The organism is Marinicella gelatinilytica (assembly GCF_026410405.1).
GTDB classification, from domain to species: domain Bacteria; phylum Pseudomonadota; class Gammaproteobacteria; order Xanthomonadales; family Marinicellaceae; genus Marinicella; species Marinicella gelatinilytica.
This window is the reverse complement of sequence record NZ_JAPMLN010000014.1, coordinates 122,312-138,532: the sequence shown is the minus strand read 5'-3', so window position 1 is coordinate 138,532 and position 16,221 is coordinate 122,312. Positions and strand designations below refer to the sequence as shown.

Below are 16,221 nucleotides of genomic sequence, written 5' to 3'. Positions count from 1 at the left end.
TCAGGCATTAAAAAAAGCGGGCGAGTGCCCGCTTGACTTGAATTGGGTGACAATTAATCTTCACCTTGTTGGATTTTATAAGTACTGATATTTTTTGACGGAACAATGGTTGAAATCGCGTGCTTGTAAACCAACTGATTGGTGGTGTTATTTAAAACAATAACAAACTGATCAAAAGATTCCACAACACCTTGTAATTTAATACCATTCATCAAAAACACCGACACCGGAATGCGGTCTTTACGCAATGCGTTTAAAAAAGGATCTTGTAATGTTTGTGATTTAGCCATATGGGTTACCTTACTCTTTATAATTATGTCGCCATTTTAACATAGCCTTCTTAATATAATGTTAGATAGCCTGTTATTCAATGTTCATGTCATCAACAACGGTAAAATTTATTATTTTTATTTGCCGCCGCTTAACAAAGACTTCATATTTATTTCAACTGTTGGTTGTTCATAACCATTATTAAAGCCCGCACCTGTTAATTGCGAAACACAAACAAGATCGAACATACAACTAAGACCATGTTCTTTTTTTAAGTGCTCTAAAATACCCATATTTTCACTGTTTTTCGCGCCAAACAAAACAAAGCCTTGCTCAAATTCATCTTTCAGATTCCACAACAACTGATTCGGATTTTTATCGGCTCTTATAACCACAAAATTTTCTGCCGTTCTGATGTCTTCATTAATACCAACATAAAACAACCCTGGCAAACCATAATATTTATCCTGTACAGCAAAGCCGTCACGTTTAAACAGCCTTTTTAAATCTAACCCGTCTAATTTTATCGACTCAATACCCGTTAAGCTTTTTTCAAAACCAATGATTAACTTAGACTCGGCTGTTAAAGCGATGCCATCTGTTGTGCTGAACAATTGAGTATGGCCTTTGATCGCATTCAATGCAGACTTCAAAGTGCATCCGTTCACGGCTTGCGTGCTTATCGATGAAGGCGTATCACAATTGTCATCTTGTACAATTAATTGTCCGTTTTTGTAAAAATGGCTTCGCGCCAACACCATGCGGTCTTTAATTGGATAATTACGGCCTAAAACAAACTGAACATTATGCTCAACCCCAACTAACTTTAATACAGAAGGCGCTAAATCATACAAAGATTCAACGTGCACTGAGGACCGAGGACTTTTGTCAATTATGACACCGTATAGATTCCTATCTTCAACCTGTTTACCAAATAACTCTAATGATAAATCAGACCTAAAAACACCATGATCACCGGTTATATAAACAACGGTATCTTCTAAAATACCGGCCTCATCCAAACGATTTACAAATTGACCAAGCAACTGATCCGTACAATGAATGGCATTAATATAGCGATGACTTGTCTCTGAATAAGGCTCACAAGAAGGCGAAACAAAACCTTTCAAATGGGTTCCAATTGATAGAATTTGAGTATGAAACGGTCGATCTTGTTTATGCAGTTCACTGACCCGGATGAAGGCTCTTTCGAACAAATCATCATCATTTAATCCCCACCAGTTGTGATTTTTAACGTTTTGATATTCCGGTAAATCAACAAAATCTTCCCAGCCAATTACCCGATCAAAGCCATGTGACAATAAGAATGCGGCTTTACCGGCAAATTGCTTTTTAGCACCACCAAAAAACTCCTGGGTAAAACCGGCTTTATGCAATACATCTGGATAACATGGCAAAGCTGAATAAGTACCTTGTTGTGAAGCCATTGTGTTATTACCCATGCGCATGTCGGGAATGAATCCACACATAGAAGTAATTAAACCGTCCATAGTAAACGATGCAGATGATATGTAGGGATAGAGCTCCTGATAACGTTGTTTAAATTGATTTAGATTAGGCGTTAAGTTTGGGTAACGGCTCGACTCAGTAAAGACACGACTAAAAGATTCCAAATAAACAACAATCAGGTTTTTGTGATGGCTGGACAATACCTGAATGTTATTTTTATCCGTGGTAATTGGCTGAATACCTAAAAAATCGAATTTTTGTAACTCTTCAGCAGACATGCTTTTAACTTGGCTTTGCGAATAATAATCCATGCCAGCTTTATAGAGTCTGCCTACGACCGTAAAGTGTCCCCACAAAACAAAGCCCAACAAACTAAACGCAAAGGTTATCCACTGTAGTCGATGTCCCATCAGTCGTGTTGCCGTCATCATAAACCATGTCAACAAACCCACAACAACCAATACAGTAAGAAGAGTATACTTATATTCTTTTAAACCCAAGATAACAGCATCTAAACTGGTGTGATACATGACCTCTTGCCCAAAGGCCATCCCGGCAAAGTCAACAATCGCCAATTCAATAAAAATCAACAAAAACACCGAGAGGATGACAACAACTTTTAACGTCATCGATATGATTTGACTGAGCCTATTGCGTGAAACCACCGGCCAAGTGAGCAATAACAACAACAAACACAAAGAAGCCATTATTATTAGATAAAAATCCGGTTTATCCAATAAGATACCTTTGTTATAGAGAACATTTGTTTCAGCACTGACAACAAGCAACAGTGCAATTAAACCCACAAAATAAACTATTCTTAAAACCATCACTAAAAACAAGTTGTCAGAGAAGCTGAGTCATCGAGATTTAAGGCATGATGACTCTTTAATGAATTTCCAATGTATTGTAATACCTGAATATCCATATCTTCATAATCAAGATTTATCGCTAATTTCTTTAAGATTTCTTTATTGCTTGTTTTTACCACAACCAACAAGTGATTGGGATTGCTATGCCGCCATTTTAAAAATTGCTGTGTACCAAGTAAGGTGTCTTTATAGTAACGGTGCTCCATAATTTTCATATCTGCATTAAGTTCAAAAACAAAAAAACCACTGCCTAAATTGAAATAATTAAGTGAATAGCCCTCATAGTAAAAGTGTTTAAAATGATTTATATCATCAATCAAAAGCTGGTTACTATTATCTGAGGATTGACTTTTAGACTTGAGTTCAATGTCTACTTCACAGCCAAGCACCTCTTCTGGCGCTTTGTCAGAATAAAATTCAAGCAATTTGTTTGTTTGTGCTAATAAGCTTTTTTTATCACAAGAATTTAATGGCCAGGATAGTTGTTTGGCTGCCACTGTACATTCACCGGCTTTGTTAGCAATCATGGTCTTTTTTTCAATGTCCCAATCCGAATAACGCGTGGCATATTTTTGATTGGCTTTGGCATCTGAGAACAAGCTTTGTCCATATAAAAAACCGGCATTGTGGCGGACATCCAGCATATCAAGAATTGTGGGCGCTAAATCATAGCTGGATAATACTTCATCAGGAAGTGATTCCGTAAAATTTGTTAAGCCAATCAATGCACGATCCTCAACCATATCGCCAAATAGTGATTTCATTTCAGGTGTCGGAAAAACGCCATGGTCCGCCACGATAACCACCAAGGTATTTTCCAATAAGTTTTTATCATTGAGTTTTTCAAAAAACTGCCCCAACAACTGGTCAGTACAGTGTATGGCATGAATAAAATCATCGTTGGATTCCTTATAGGGCAAACATTCCGCATAAGGATAACCCGGTAGATGTGTGCCCAGTGTTAACAATGTTAAATTATAGGGCTTAGCTTTGTCCGCCGTCTCAATCACTTTAATTGCTTGTTCGAACAACTCGGTATCGCTTAAGCCCCAAACACCCGCCCGTTGTTTCATGCCCTGTTCCCGCCAATACTCCCAACCCCAGACATGATCATAACCATGATCTTCAAAAAACTGCCCTTTACCGGCAAACTCCATGGCGGCACCGCCTAAATAATATTGGTTATATCCGGCTTTTTTTAACACGTCTCCCAAACAAGGCATTCTTGATAAAAGCTGACCACTTCTTAAAAAGGTATTATTGCCTGCGGTCATCGGCAATAGAGTGCCACATTGACTGGAAATAATGCCTTCAATGGTTACATAAGAAGAGCTCAAATGTTTAAATGACTGAAACTGCTCACTTAGTTGATTTAGGTTTGGTGTTAAATCAGGAAATTTTGGATGGTGAGTGAGCCCCTCGTTAAAGGACTCTAAATAAATCAAAATTAGATTTTTTGAGCCAACTTGTGTTTCTGCATGTAAATTCATTCTTGATGTAATCCGGTCATTTTTCATGACACCTAATTCCACATACTGCTTAATACGTTGTTCATCCAGGTTCGATGCATCGATACGTAAAAAATCAAGGGTAGAATTGTACAGCCGAGCATAGCCGGTCAAAGGTAAAATTAACAGAGTCAACCCAATAGTTAAAACTGTGATAATCAATCGTTGATTTAATGTTGGGAGTTTTTTATAGATTTTTCTTATTAAATATACATAAAAAAATAAAAGCACAAAAAAACCCAACAGAAGCCAAAAGTAATCATTCAGACCAATCCTCACCGATTCCCACTCCATATGGAAAAAAACCTCATCGGTAAAACCTCGACCTGAAAAGTCAATCAACACCATTTCAAACAAAAATACAAAAAGGGTTAAAAAATAAATAACTAATAAAACCCCTCTTAGAAGTACATTTAACAGTTGCTTTTTTTCCTCAGCACAAAGCCAAAACCCTAGTCCGATTAATAAAACAAGAAAACTGGCAGGCCACAAAATAGACCATTGCGTTGAAAAGTACAGACTGACAAAACCGAATGGCAGTAATAACAAAAGAATTAAGGTTAAGAATTTATTCATTTACCGGAATAGAAAAAGATTAATGACCAGTTTATCAACGATGTATTTAATAAACCAACAACCAATAGATAAACTCACAATTTTCATTTATTGACGCAAACAAAACTCAGGCGTTAGTTTTGGATGTCGCAACCGGATATTTTCATTCGGTTTTAATTGCATGGCGGCCATCAGTTGCGTGGGCTGGATGGTACCTGCCAACATCAGTTCTTCATCCAGCTGATGAATACGGTCGATAAAAGCAAGGTCTTCCGGATTATTAACATCAAAGTTAGGGCCTAAACCCCGATCAATGAAAATCAAAATCAGGTTAGCAAAAGGTATAAAGGTTTCGAAGTGAAAGTTTTTGATTAACAAAGGCAGAATATCTTGCGCTCGGATACCCTCAAAACTGTCTGAAGAACAATCATGATTAACATACTTCTTTTGCTCCTTATTTAGCTGATGGTTGTAGCGATAACGAGGCGGCATTTGTTGCCAAATTTTCTTTAAAACCTTAACCGCTTCGGGCCAGCGCTGGTGTCCGTTGCGACCGATAATATCAGAGGTAATAAAAAAGCCTTCAGCAGGTAAGGATTTTTTTATTTCAGCAAATAAGTGCTCCAATTCGACCACATGATGAAGACTTTGATGGGCAATAATCAAATCGTAAAAATCATCACTTTCCCAACTGTTGAAATCAGCTTGCAAAAATGTCAGATGATTAGCAACACCTTCTTTTTCTGCCGATTCCAAACCGCGTTTAAACATGGCTTGATTAATATCCATACAAACAATCGTCAATGATTGAATGCCGTCACCAAGAAGGTTTTTTGCTAACTTGATTTCAGTATCACAATTACCGGCACCGATGCTAAGAATACGCAACGGGTTTTGATGTTTTTTCTGTTGCTGTGCTTTGCAGGCGTAATACTTAAAAAACTCATCAGGATGACTAAAACCAAAATCTTCTAATTGTGGTCGTAAATAACGATTCGACCAATAATGAAAAATTTCCGGTAAAGAATTAACCTCTTCCAGTTCACTGAAAACATCCGCTTCGTTACCGGTTCGTAATGCATATTGATTAGGATCAAAACGATACCGCAATGCACGTAATATACGATAAGGTCTGATTAAAACCTTTTTCAACCACGAAGGCATATACTTTTTTACGGTTTGTAAATTCATCAAAATCCAAATACACTGATTACACTAAACTTCCATTTTAAGCTTTAAAACAGTAATTTAAAACACTGTTATCACTGACATCACTTGTTATGGCTTTTATTAACCATGTTAAAAAATCAATAACACCACTATAATCTAAGCCCCATTGTGCAACAAAACTTCATGCAAATATTCAAAACCAACTCACAAGAACAATACCGCCAACTGATTACAGATCATGCTGAGCAACTGACGCAACTCAAAAAATATGAGCAAGCACTTGTTGACATTTTGAAAAACCAAGATGAATTATATGTAGAAGGTTTTAGTTGGCCGGTAAAAAGTGACAGCCGGTTTTTAGTGGATAATCTGTATCAGCACCAAGGTCAGCCTAATTTACGAGAACGTTTGGTTTGTCAGAAAACCCAGTTCAATAACAGAATTCGAGGCGCCATTCATGTTTTTGAGCAGTTCTGTCAGCCCAATAAAAAAGACCGTGTTTATCTCACTGAACAACTCAGTCCACTATATAAATGGCTGATGAAAAACTATCCTAATTCAGTTGGCAGCGAGTTCGTGTCTGCCAGTACTTGGCGAAATATTATTCGCTTTAAGCTCAAATTATTTCCTCGTCGGCTCAATCATCAAGACTTAACCCACTTAGAATACGCCAATGAACAATTTGATTATGCGTTGTCCTTTGATTGTTTTGAGCACATTCCTGATTTCAAGCAAGGCTTAACAGAAATTCTTCGTGTTCTAAAACCCACAGGTAAATTACTGTTCTCTGTACCTTTTGATGTCAATGCAGATGAAACTTTGGTGCGGGCATCCATTAATGACAACAATGAAACGGTGTTTCATGTTGAGCCGGAATACCACGGCAACCCGATGTCAAAAGAAGGCAGCTTAAGTTATTACACGTTTGGCTGGGATTTATTAAATACCCTTAAATCCTTGGGATTTAGTGATGCTTATGGGCTCGTCTATTGGTCAAAGAAGTATGCTTATTTGGGTGGGCCGCAACTATTACTGTGCGCTGAAAAATAAACTTATTTATCAAAACCAGGTGGTTGATAGTCATCCACAAGATATAAGGGGCGCTGTTTGGTTTCGTTAAACATACGGCCGAGGTATTCGCCGATAATGCCCAAAGCTGTCAGCTGGATGCCGCCGAGGAACAGAATGACCACCATTAAGGACGGATAACCGGGGACATCGGCACCCAAAATCAAGGTTTTGACAATAATTACCAAACCATAAATAAACGCAAAGGTCGCCACCATCATGCCAATCCAGGTGGCAAAGCGCAGTGGTAAATAACTGAAGGAAGTGATACCGTCGATGGCAAAGCGCCAGAGTTTATTATAATTCCATTTAGTCTCACCGGCGGCACGGGGTTCACGTTCAAAGAAAATTTGCTTTTGTTTGTAGCCTACCCAAGCGAATAAGCCTTTCATAAAGCGGTTACGTTCGCGCAGCTGGCCCACCGCACGGTAGGCTTTTTTGGACATCAGTCGAAAATCACCGGTATCTTTGGGAATTCTGGTGTCGCTCATGGTGTTTAATATGCGGTAAAACCAATTAGCGGTGGTTTTTTTGGCCCAGGTTTCGCCTTGTCGCTGCTTACGCGTGGCATACACCACGTCATAACCCTCGTGCCAGGCGGCAATCAGATCCGGTATCAATTCCGGCGGGTCTTGTAAATCCACATCAATAACAATGACCGCATCGCCATCGGCATGATCCAAACCGGCAGTCAGGGCATGTTCTTTACCAAAATTTCGGGACAGAGACAGATATCCAAAACGGCCATCGATTGCCTGTAGTTCTTGCATCTGCTGTAAACTGTCATCACGTGAACCATCATCCACAAACAAAACCCGCCAGTCTATGTCCAATTGTGACATCACCTCAGTGATGCGCTGTTGAAACACTGACAAAACATCTTGTTCGTTATAAACCGGTACAATAATATCTACGGATGGCATACAAAACCCAGCGACAAAAATGTATTGTATTCAAATTATTGCTTCAGGTCATTAGTGGTTGATTATTATCTTGAACAAAGTATTTTGATGTGTACTTTCAAACCACCAAAAACAAACCACGCTACCACCACCCCCAGACCATTAGCCAATATATCAGCCCATTCAAAAAAACGAAATGTGGTTAATCCTTGTAGCACTTCAATCATTACTCCCATCACAATAAAAGCCCAAATCACCAGCCATGTTTTTGGGTACAAGTGCAAAAACCAATAAGTCATCACTGCATAAGCCACAAAGTGCCCGATTTTATCGCCACCTTCTACCGCTGTTGTTGGCACGGATAATGGTAGCAGAGATAACAACCAAATAAGTATCACCAGCAACCAACCGATACCGTGTGCAATTTTGTTTTTTACAGCCATGCGTTAATCCATTGTCGATAATCTTCTGCCATATCACGCCAACCAAATATCGGCTGTACATGTTTTAGTAAGGATGGATCTTGTAACTTCACTAAAATGGCCTCGGCTTCTACTTTTGGCGAACCTGGGGTCGAGGTGTACAAGTTATCCGCAGGATATAAATCCGGATAAACCAAACGATCTGGCGCCACCGGCAAGCATCCACAAGCCACCGCCTCTAATAAGGAAACACCTTGGAAATCATGGTACGCTGTGGATAACACAACATCACCGGTTTGTAGTATTTTCAGGTAATCCTGTCGATTATCCACGTAGCCCAAAGTAAGGCATTGATCAGCATGGTCGTTGATGATGCTTTGCATGGCCTTAGGTATTTTTTTAAAAACTCGCCCCAAAACATGAAATCGAATGGCTTGATCTTGACATAGTTTCATTAAAGCTAACAGGGTTTCCGGGGCCTTGTCATGTTCCCAACGGTGATTCCATATCACGGTCAAAACACCCAACTCACTATGCGCCACGGTTGATTTTGAAGGCACACAGTCATCTAAAATGGGTACCGGTAAAACTGATGATTTGCGCTCAATTGAACTAAGTAAATTATCAGGAATACCATCGGGCATGGTGTTAACAAAAGCTTCCGCACCAACCATAAAACTGCGGAGGTTATAGCCACTGTTAAAAACCACCGTATCCGCCACATCAGCAGCCATTAAACTGCGTAATTGCATGGTCAATAAACCTTGCTGACGCGGGTTATCCGGATAAGCAAATTGATTTTCATGGAAATACAATATGTTAGGAATATTAGCTAAATGCGGGTAGTAGCCACGAATAGTTGCTAAATCAGCCATAGAAGTTGCAATTAGCAAGTCATAGTTCTGACTTAATAGCTGATGATGGTGATGTTTGAAGTTTAAGGCGTTGGACGCCAAACGCCAGCTAAAAAAACGGTCTTTTAAAGTCAAAATATGCCAATCAAATTCACTCAGCTGATAACTGAGGTTTTGGTACCAATAGCGATGTGATTCCGCATCATAGGCGGATAGCAACAAAACCTGTGGTTTCATACACCCGAATATTTTACGTTACCGGTATTAAATAGATTTATTTTCATTGTATTTGAAAGATTGTTTTTAAAGTTACAGTTAGCACTCGAATTTTTTTTAGTATTCGGATTAACGTTGTTTTAAATCATCCTTCAGTCGATCCACAAAACCCATCACCGCCTCTTGTGCCACCTGAGTGGCATTTAGACTGGTATATTTTAAATCACTGCCATAACCGCTTCCTAAAGAATCGCCACTGGCTAAATCATAACTATCGACATCCAACTGTGCATTTACTAACACTGATTGGCGACCATAGTATTCCAACATTTGCTCACCCACAAAATTAACATTGGCAACCACCAATTGTTGCCCGCCATAGCCGTCTAAGCGTTGACGAACATCGGCCATATCAAAGCCTTGCGCCATAGCGCCACTTAACCCGGGCACAAATTGTTCGTTCATGACTTTAATACCAGCTGATTTAAGTTCAGATTCGATGATTTTTTTGATGGGATTGGCCACTGCGGGATCACCGAATACCAACACCGCCACACCTTTATCGCGTTTTATAACCGGCTTAGATCGACTCTTTTGTTGCGCTTGTTGTGCAATGGTTTTGTTCGGCACCTCGACTTTTGCGATTAAGTTATCGGTGTTTTCAATCGGCTGATCGACCGCCGGCTCTTTAGTTTTCAGCTGTGTGTCTTTCGTTTGATGATCGACAGAGGCTGATTGACTGTCAGAATCCACTAATTGAATATCAAAACTGGCATCGTTTGGCTGTGGTTCAACAGCCGCAATCTGGTTATTATCTTCAACATGCTGAGTGCTGTCTTTATTTGCACTGGTTTTTTTATCATCTGAATCGGATAATAATTGTGCACCCCAGGTCAATAAACCTCCGTTAGTGGTGGATGCAGTGCTGCTTTTAACGACCTCTGGCTCGGCCTCATGTTGCTGGTTCATTTCATCACTCATGGCCTGCAGCTCAGACTCTGATTTAAGCGGCACATCTGCCAGCGACATGGTTTCTTGGTTATCAGACATCAGTGCATTAATTGGGGTGTTTTGTTTCTCCAGTGGGTTGGGCAAATAGCCTTGTTGTACCGCTAAAACACCCCCGCCGGCTAACACCAAAACAACAGCAGCCACTTTCCAAAACCACGCTGATTTTTTATTCTCTGAACGCTGATTATTAGGGGTTGTGGCTGTTGCATTGGCCAAAGTTTTCGCAGCTTGTTGGGTGACTTGCTGCGACACTTTTTTAGGTTTGACAATCGCTTCAATGGCGTGGGCTTTGATGGTTTTTAAATCAGATAATTCACTGCCGGGTCCTAATTGTTGAATAATTTCAGCACAATCCTGAAAACGTTCCTCAGGGTTTTTAGCAATCATCTTTTCCAGAATATAGTGGGTTTTCTTGTCCACTTTTTTATTGATGCCACGGATATCGGGAATTTCAGATTGCACCACTTCTAACATTAACCCCAAAGGGCTGTCATTTTCAAACGGCACCTTGCCGGCCAGCATTTCGTAAAACACAATGCCCAAGGCAAAAATGTCCGAGCGTTTATCCACTTCTTGCCCGGTACAAACTTCCGGCGACAAATACCCGGGTGTTCCCACAAATTCACCGGTATTGGTCAACTTATCACCATACTCTCGGGTCTGCGCAATACCAAAATCGACCACCTTCACGGAGCCATCCACACAAACCATCAAATTAGCGGGCTTAATATCGCGATGTACCAAATCATGTTTATGGGCTTCACTTAAACCGGCACAGGCCTGGCGCAAAATATTTTTTGCATCACCGACTTGAAGAATTCGTTGACCGGTCAGCAGTTCATCCAATGAAATGCCTTCCAAAAATTCCATGGCGAAATAAGGCTGCTTGCCTTCTTTGCCAATGTAATAGACCTGAATAACATTCGGGTGATTAATGGCAGCCATACTTTTGGCTTCGCGGGTAAAGCGTTCAATCAAATCATCATCATTCAGCAAATGTTCGCCCAATGCCTTAATGGCCACATAGCGATTCAAAGTGGGCTCAAAAGCTTTATAAACCACACCCATACCGCCTCTGCCTAACTCAGAGATGACCTCATAATGACCAAATTTCTTTTTCATGCTTATTCCCCGCAAAGGTTTATTTATCAGGCTTACCATTATAGATTATAGCCTTGAATGTTAGCTTAACCCAAAAATATTCGATTTGTGAAGTCGGTCACCCTTTTTTAATGCCTGAAACAGGTAAATGAAGTGATTACATGGCTTTGATAAGGTAAAATTGGTCGTTTTTATTTAATCAGTCCAACATGCGCAGTCAATATTGTAATCAGGTAACGGAACAATTTCTTAATCAACCGGTAGAGGTGTGTGGTTGGGTCGATAAACGCCGCGATCACGGTGGCGTGATTTTTATCGATTTACGCGACCACACCGGCTTATTACAGGTGGTGGTAGAACCTGATAATCAAGCAGCCTTTCAAATCGCTGAAGATGCCCGTTATGAATATTGCTTACGGGTCACCGGCACCGTCCGCAAACGCCCCGAAGGTCAAGCCAATGAACGACTGGCCAGCGGTCAGATCGAAGTGGTGGTGGATCAATATGAAGTCCTCAATCCGGCCAAAGCATTACCTTTCATGATGGATGAACACGCTGGTGAACAGGTGCGTTTAAAGTATCGCTACCTCGATTTACGTCGTGCCAAAATGCAGCACAATATACGTTTACGTTCTCGATTAAACCATGCCTTGCGACAACATTTGCACGGACAAGATTTTCTCGATATTGAAACACCCATTCTAACCAAAGCCACACCTGAAGGAGCGCGTGACTTTCTGGTGCCGGCACGTATGCACCCGGGGCAATTTTACGCCTTGCCACAATCACCACAGTTGTTTAAGCAATTATTGATGATGTCCGGCATGGATAGATATTACCAAATCGCCCGTTGCTTTCGAGACGAAGATTTGCGTGCTGATAGACAGCCGGAGTTCACCCAGTTAGATGTGGAAATGGCATTTGTTGAACAGGAAGACGTATTAAATTTAGCCGAAAACTTAATTCGCAATACCTTCAAAGAAGTACTTGATGTTGATTTACCCAAGCCTTTCCCGCGTATGACCTACCATGAAGCCATGCGCCGTTATGGTTCAGACAAACCTGATTTACGCAATGATTTGGAGTTGGTGGATATTGCCGACGCTGTTAAAGACACAGAATTTAAAGTATTCTCGGCACCGGCCAATGATGCCAATGGTCGAGTCGCGGTTCTGAAAGTACCCCAGGGTGGTGAAAACTTCACGCGCAAACAAATTGACGATTATGACCCGTTTGTCAGACGTTACGGCGCCCGAGGATTGGCATGGATTAAAGTCAACGACAAGGCTGCCGGTCGTGATGGTTTACAATCTCCTATTGTTAAGTTTTTAGACGATCAAGCGTTGACCAAAATCATCGAATTAACAGCTGCCGATAATGGTGACCTATTATTTTTTGGTGCCGGCAATTATCAAGATGTCTCCCAATATATGGGTGCCTTGCGCTTAAAAATTGGTGAAGACACTGATCGCATATCAAAAGACTGGCAACCATTATGGGTGGTGGACTTCCCCATGTTTGAATGGAATGATGATGAGAAACGTTGGGACGCTTTACACCATCCATTCACTGCACCGGCCTGTGATTTAGCAAGCCTCCAAGCAGCACCCGGTGAAGCCCTGTCAAAAGCGTATGACATGGTTCTCAATGGTGTTGAGTTAGGTGGCGGTTCCATCCGTATTCACCGGTCAGACATGCAATCGGCTGTTTTCGAACTGCTGGCAATTACCGATGATCAAGCCCAAGAAAAATTTGGATTTCTGTTAGATGCGCTGGATTACGGCTGTCCGCCAATGGGCGGTATCGCCTTCGGCATCGATCGGATGGCAGCTCTCATGTGTGGCGAGGAATCCATTCGTGAAGTAATTGCTTTTCCGAAAACGGCCAGTGGTGCTTGTCCATTAACAACAGCACCTTCGGATATTGATAACAGTCAATTGGCAGATGTTCATATCCAAACCATATTGCCTGAGGTTGATGAATAAACCAACCTCACAAGCAGTTGTTCTGGTCCATGGTTTATGGATGAAACCATGGACTTGGATTGGTTATCGACATTTCTTAGAAGATCATGGGTTTAAGGTTTACCTTTTCGGTTACAAGACCACCGTTCACCCTTTTAAATTTAATGTTCGAAGATTGGCCGCCTTTATTAATTCCCGAGAAGAAGACATCATTCACTTAGTGGTGCACTCCATGGGCGGTATTTTAGCCATGGAGGCGCTATCTAAAATCACCAAACCGGGCAAATTACTGTTCATCGGCTCACCCATTAACGGCTCTCAAGTGGCACAAAGATTACATGAATTGGGCTGGGATAAGGCGCTGCTTAAACACGCTGCTAAGCCATTATCAAAAGGCATCAAACTACCCATCAAAAAACGCCAAACCATGATGATTGCCGGTGACTCTCCCTATGGTCTGGGGCGCTTTATTGCCAACTGGAAAAGCCGGCACGACGGCACCGTGGCTTTGAGTGAAACCCAGGCAGACTGGCTGGATGAGCATCGAATTGTTCACACATCTCACATGGGCTTATTAAATAACAAAGAAGCCAAAGATCTGACTTTGGCATTTCTACAAGACTAAAAGCCGCATCAAAAAAGCATAACATTCAGTTTCATCATATTTTAACGCTTGGTTTTGTTAGAATATTCATTTTTAATGTTGGAGATGATTGATGCAAGAGTCACAAACACCCAAAAATACTGATTTTTTGGTTGAGATGAAAACCTATTTAATTGACCTGGTTAATAACCCACAAGTGGTTTTATCGGTTGTTAAAGCCCTCATTTTTGCCCTGCTTATTTATTGGATAGGCAAAAAAATCGCCCGATGGGTGGCCACGTTTAGCTCCAAAGCCATCACCCGCACCCAACATGACCAAATTCTATCCAGTTTTGTCAGCAAATTAGTTTATTACTCGCTGCTGACTTTCGTTATTATTATGGCCCTGACTCAATTGGGATTCCAGACCACCTCTTTAATCGCCTTAGTGGGTGCCGCCGGTTTAGCCATCGGTTTGGCTTTGAAGGATTCTTTAGCCAATTTTGCCGCCGGCATTATGTTGGTGATGTTCAGGCCCTTTAAAATTGGTGATTTTGTGGAACTCAGCGATGTCAGTGGAACAGTTAAGGAAATTAAATTATTCAGTACCTATTTGCGCACCACTGATAATAAAAACCTGATTATTCCCAACAGCCAGGTGACCAATGATGTCATCACCAATTATTCTGCCCAACCGACACGTCGCATCGATTTAGTTATTGGCGTTAGTTACGATGATGACATAAAAACCGCGAAAAAAATCATCACTGATACCGTAGCTGCTCACGAAAAAGTCCTCACAGATCCTGAGCCTAAAGTGATGCTCAATGAATTGGGCGCATCCAGCGTTAACTTTACCGTCAGACCTTGGGTGAACAGTGCCGATTATTGGCCGGTACGGGCGGATTTATTGGAACAATTAAAATATAACATTGAAGCCGGCGGCTGTAGCTTTCCTTACCCGCAAACTGAGGTGCATCTTTATAAGCGATTAGATGAAACAAAGTAACTGTATTAGCAAACCAACAAAAAGCCGGTTTCATAAATCGGCTTTTTTATTTACGCGCAACCAAAACCAGCCGCGTTGATTCCATATCATAATCATCACCGCACATGGATCCATAGATATGGATATCATCAAAGCCGGCTTTTTCAAGCCTGCCTTGTAACTCTTGGGCCGAATAAATAAAATGTTGGTATTGCCAGCGATAAGCCTGCCCCTCGCGCACCAGAATCCACTCATTGGCATAAACGTTCATATTATCTATCAGCAAGGGTCGTTCAAAACGCACATCACCATTGTCATATTCAGTACAATGTACAGGTTCAATGTGCATGGCCGCCTGCTCCTTAGAGAATACATCAAGCACAAACTGACCGCCGGGCTTAAGCCAGCGATAGGCGTTATTGAGAACCTGTTGATTATCCTTCGGGTTTTCATAATAACCAAAAGATGAGAACAAGTTAGTGATTAAATCGAAGGTTTTTTGCGGCTCGTAACGCAACAAATCAGCATGAACCAAGGTCGCGTCCAAACCTTCTTTGTCAATGTGTTGCGCCGCTTGATTTAGTAAAAAACCACTGAGATCGACACCGGTCACCGCTAACCCCCGACGCGCAAAGCCTGCCACATGCCGGCCGGGACCACAGGCTAAGTCCAACACATTATGGCCCGGAAAATCGCATAATTTCAGCAGATTTTCACAATCCTGATCAGCTGATTGAAAGCTGTCTGCATCAAACATGCAATCATAGAAAATCCGCCACATGTCATCGTTATCAAACCATTGGGTCATGTTATTACCTGTAATCCATGAAAAAAGGCATTTTGGCGAACCAAAATGCCTTAATTAAACTTTTAACGTTAGTAATTAAACGCTATCACGTTCATCAGAAATACTTGCACCACCGGCATTTTTTGCCACTGAAGCAATACCATTCATACAGCCACTTTCTGATTTATACATCTGTGAGCGCCCGATTTCCTGACCGTTGCTGGCTTTAAGAATAAAGTATTTACGTCCATCCTTCGCTTCACGACATTCAAAATTACTCTCATCAGCGGCATGCTTTCTCACTGACTCTATACCGTTTTCACAACCGCTCGCCGATTTGTAACCTTGCGACTGAAAAATAACTTCACCATTACCGGCTTTTAACACAAAGTAATCTTTTCCATCTTTACCTTTTGAAATACAGAATTTTCCTGCCATAATTATCATCCTCATAAAACATTTTCGACTTGTTACGGACAA

14 protein-coding genes are annotated in these 16,221 nt (G+C 41.1%); 4 read left to right on the top strand and 10 right to left on the bottom strand.

The window, feature by feature from the left end; translation table 11 throughout:
• Window positions 1–53: 53 nt before the first annotated feature.
• The 4 genes from hfq to OS173_RS10140 form a co-directional block, all read right to left on the bottom strand.
• Window positions 54–290: an RNA chaperone Hfq gene (hfq, locus tag OS173_RS10155; protein WP_188365895.1), complete on the bottom strand. Its 237-nt coding sequence runs from the start codon at window positions 288–290 to the stop codon at window positions 54–56.
• Window positions 291–407: 117 nt separating this feature from the next.
• The gene (locus OS173_RS10150) at window positions 408–2,570 is read right to left on the bottom strand and encodes an LTA synthase family protein (protein WP_267184170.1); all 2,163 of its coding nucleotides are present in this window, start codon (window positions 2,568–2,570) and stop codon (window positions 408–410) included.
• A gap of 2 nt (window positions 2,571–2,572) precedes the next feature.
• Entirely contained in the window at window positions 2,573–4,696 is a 2,124-nt protein-coding gene (locus tag OS173_RS10145) for an LTA synthase family protein (RefSeq protein ID WP_267184169.1), read from the bottom strand.
• 87 nt (window positions 4,697–4,783) lie between these two features.
• Window positions 4,784–5,866: a class I SAM-dependent methyltransferase gene (locus OS173_RS10140; protein WP_267184204.1), complete on the bottom strand. Its 1,083-nt coding sequence runs from the start codon at window positions 5,864–5,866 to the stop codon at window positions 4,784–4,786.
• A gap of 162 nt (window positions 5,867–6,028) precedes the next feature.
• Here OS173_RS10140 and OS173_RS10135 point away from each other — a divergent pair, with 162 nt between their 5' ends.
• Entirely contained in the window at window positions 6,029–6,895 is an 867-nt protein-coding gene (locus OS173_RS10135) for a class I SAM-dependent methyltransferase (RefSeq protein WP_267184168.1), read from the top strand.
• Between the two features lie 2 nt (window positions 6,896–6,897).
• On the opposite strand, the gene OS173_RS10130 is transcribed toward OS173_RS10135, so the two are convergent.
• From OS173_RS10130 to OS173_RS10115, 4 genes are all read right to left on the bottom strand, one after another.
• A complete protein-coding gene (locus OS173_RS10130; protein ID WP_267184167.1) occupies window positions 6,898–7,836 on the bottom strand; it encodes a glycosyltransferase in 939 nt (312 codons plus the stop codon).
• Window positions 7,837–7,901: 65 nt separating this feature from the next.
• Complete coding sequence (locus tag OS173_RS10125) at window positions 7,902–8,258, bottom strand: VanZ family protein (protein ID WP_267184166.1); 357 nt, start codon at window positions 8,256–8,258, stop codon at window positions 7,902–7,904.
• Window positions 8,249–9,328 carry a tRNA-queuosine alpha-mannosyltransferase domain-containing protein gene (locus OS173_RS10120; RefSeq protein ID WP_267184165.1) on the bottom strand — a complete coding sequence of 360 codons (1,080 nt, stop codon included), beginning with the start codon at window positions 9,326–9,328 and terminating at the stop codon, window positions 8,249–8,251. Before OS173_RS10120 ends, OS173_RS10125 begins: the two co-directional genes overlap by 10 nt.
• Window positions 9,329–9,436: 108 nt before the next feature.
• Window positions 9,437–11,440, bottom strand: a complete 2,004-nt coding sequence (locus OS173_RS10115) for a serine/threonine-protein kinase (protein ID WP_267184164.1) — start codon at window positions 11,438–11,440, stop codon at window positions 9,437–9,439.
• A gap of 188 nt (window positions 11,441–11,628) precedes the next feature.
• Between OS173_RS10115 and aspS the strand changes: the two genes are divergently transcribed.
• The 3 genes from aspS to OS173_RS10100 all read left to right on the top strand — a co-directional run bounded on the left by aspS (window position 11,629) and on the right by OS173_RS10100 (window position 14,975).
• A complete protein-coding gene (aspS, locus tag OS173_RS10110; protein ID WP_267184163.1) occupies window positions 11,629–13,404 on the top strand; it encodes an aspartate--tRNA ligase in 1,776 nt (591 codons plus the stop codon).
• On the top strand, window positions 13,397–14,008 hold the full coding sequence (locus OS173_RS10105; RefSeq protein WP_267184162.1) for an esterase/lipase family protein: 612 nt from the start codon (window positions 13,397–13,399) through the stop codon (window positions 14,006–14,008). The genes aspS and OS173_RS10105 overlap by 8 nt, the downstream gene beginning before the upstream one ends.
• A 91-nt stretch (window positions 14,009–14,099) precedes the next feature.
• Entirely contained in the window at window positions 14,100–14,975 is an 876-nt protein-coding gene (locus tag OS173_RS10100; RefSeq protein WP_267184161.1) for a mechanosensitive ion channel family protein, read from the top strand.
• 46 nt (window positions 14,976–15,021) lie between these two features.
• Here OS173_RS10100 and OS173_RS10095 read toward each other — a convergent pair whose 3' ends face one another.
• Window positions 15,022–15,762 (bottom strand): class I SAM-dependent methyltransferase, encoded by a 741-nt coding sequence (locus OS173_RS10095; protein WP_267184160.1) that lies wholly within the window; start codon window positions 15,760–15,762, stop codon window positions 15,022–15,024.
• Window positions 15,763–15,837: 75 nt separating this feature from the next.
• Window positions 15,838–16,179 carry a YegP family protein gene (locus OS173_RS10090; protein ID WP_267184159.1) on the bottom strand — a complete coding sequence of 114 codons (342 nt, stop codon included), beginning with the start codon at window positions 16,177–16,179 and terminating at the stop codon, window positions 15,838–15,840.
• Between the last annotated feature and the right edge of the window lie 42 nt (window positions 16,180–16,221).

Excerpts from the sequence above, each read along its gene's own strand:
- hfq (WP_188365895.1), bottom strand. The coding sequence starts at position 290 with ATGGCTAAATCACAAACATTACAAGATCCTTTTTTAAACGCATTGCGT.
- OS173_RS10150 (WP_267184170.1), bottom strand. The coding sequence starts at position 2,570 with ATGGTTTTAAGAATAGTTTATTTTGTGGGTTTAATTGCACTGTTGCTT.
- OS173_RS10145 (WP_267184169.1), bottom strand. The coding sequence starts at position 4,696 with ATGAATAAATTCTTAACCTTAATTCTTTTGTTATTACTGCCATTCGGT.
- OS173_RS10140 (WP_267184204.1), bottom strand. The coding sequence starts at position 5,866 with ATGAATTTACAAACCGTAAAAAAGTATATGCCTTCGTGGTTGAAAAAG.
- OS173_RS10135 (WP_267184168.1), top strand. The coding sequence starts at position 6,029 with ATGCAAATATTCAAAACCAACTCACAAGAACAATACCGCCAACTGATT.
- OS173_RS10130 (WP_267184167.1), bottom strand. The coding sequence starts at position 7,836 with ATGCCATCCGTAGATATTATTGTACCGGTTTATAACGAACAAGATGTT.
- OS173_RS10125 (WP_267184166.1), bottom strand. The coding sequence starts at position 8,258 with ATGGCTGTAAAAAACAAAATTGCACACGGTATCGGTTGGTTGCTGGTG.
- OS173_RS10120 (WP_267184165.1), bottom strand. The coding sequence starts at position 9,328 with ATGAAACCACAGGTTTTGTTGCTATCCGCCTATGATGCGGAATCACAT.
- OS173_RS10115 (WP_267184164.1), bottom strand. The coding sequence starts at position 11,440 with ATGAAAAAGAAATTTGGTCATTATGAGGTCATCTCTGAGTTAGGCAGA.
- aspS (WP_267184163.1), top strand. The coding sequence starts at position 11,629 with ATGCGCAGTCAATATTGTAATCAGGTAACGGAACAATTTCTTAATCAA.
- OS173_RS10105 (WP_267184162.1), top strand. The coding sequence starts at position 13,397 with ATGAATAAACCAACCTCACAAGCAGTTGTTCTGGTCCATGGTTTATGG.
- OS173_RS10100 (WP_267184161.1), top strand. The coding sequence starts at position 14,100 with ATGCAAGAGTCACAAACACCCAAAAATACTGATTTTTTGGTTGAGATG.
- OS173_RS10095 (WP_267184160.1), bottom strand. The coding sequence starts at position 15,762 with ATGACCCAATGGTTTGATAACGATGACATGTGGCGGATTTTCTATGAT.
- OS173_RS10090 (WP_267184159.1), bottom strand. The coding sequence starts at position 16,179 with ATGGCAGGAAAATTCTGTATTTCAAAAGGTAAAGATGGAAAAGATTAC.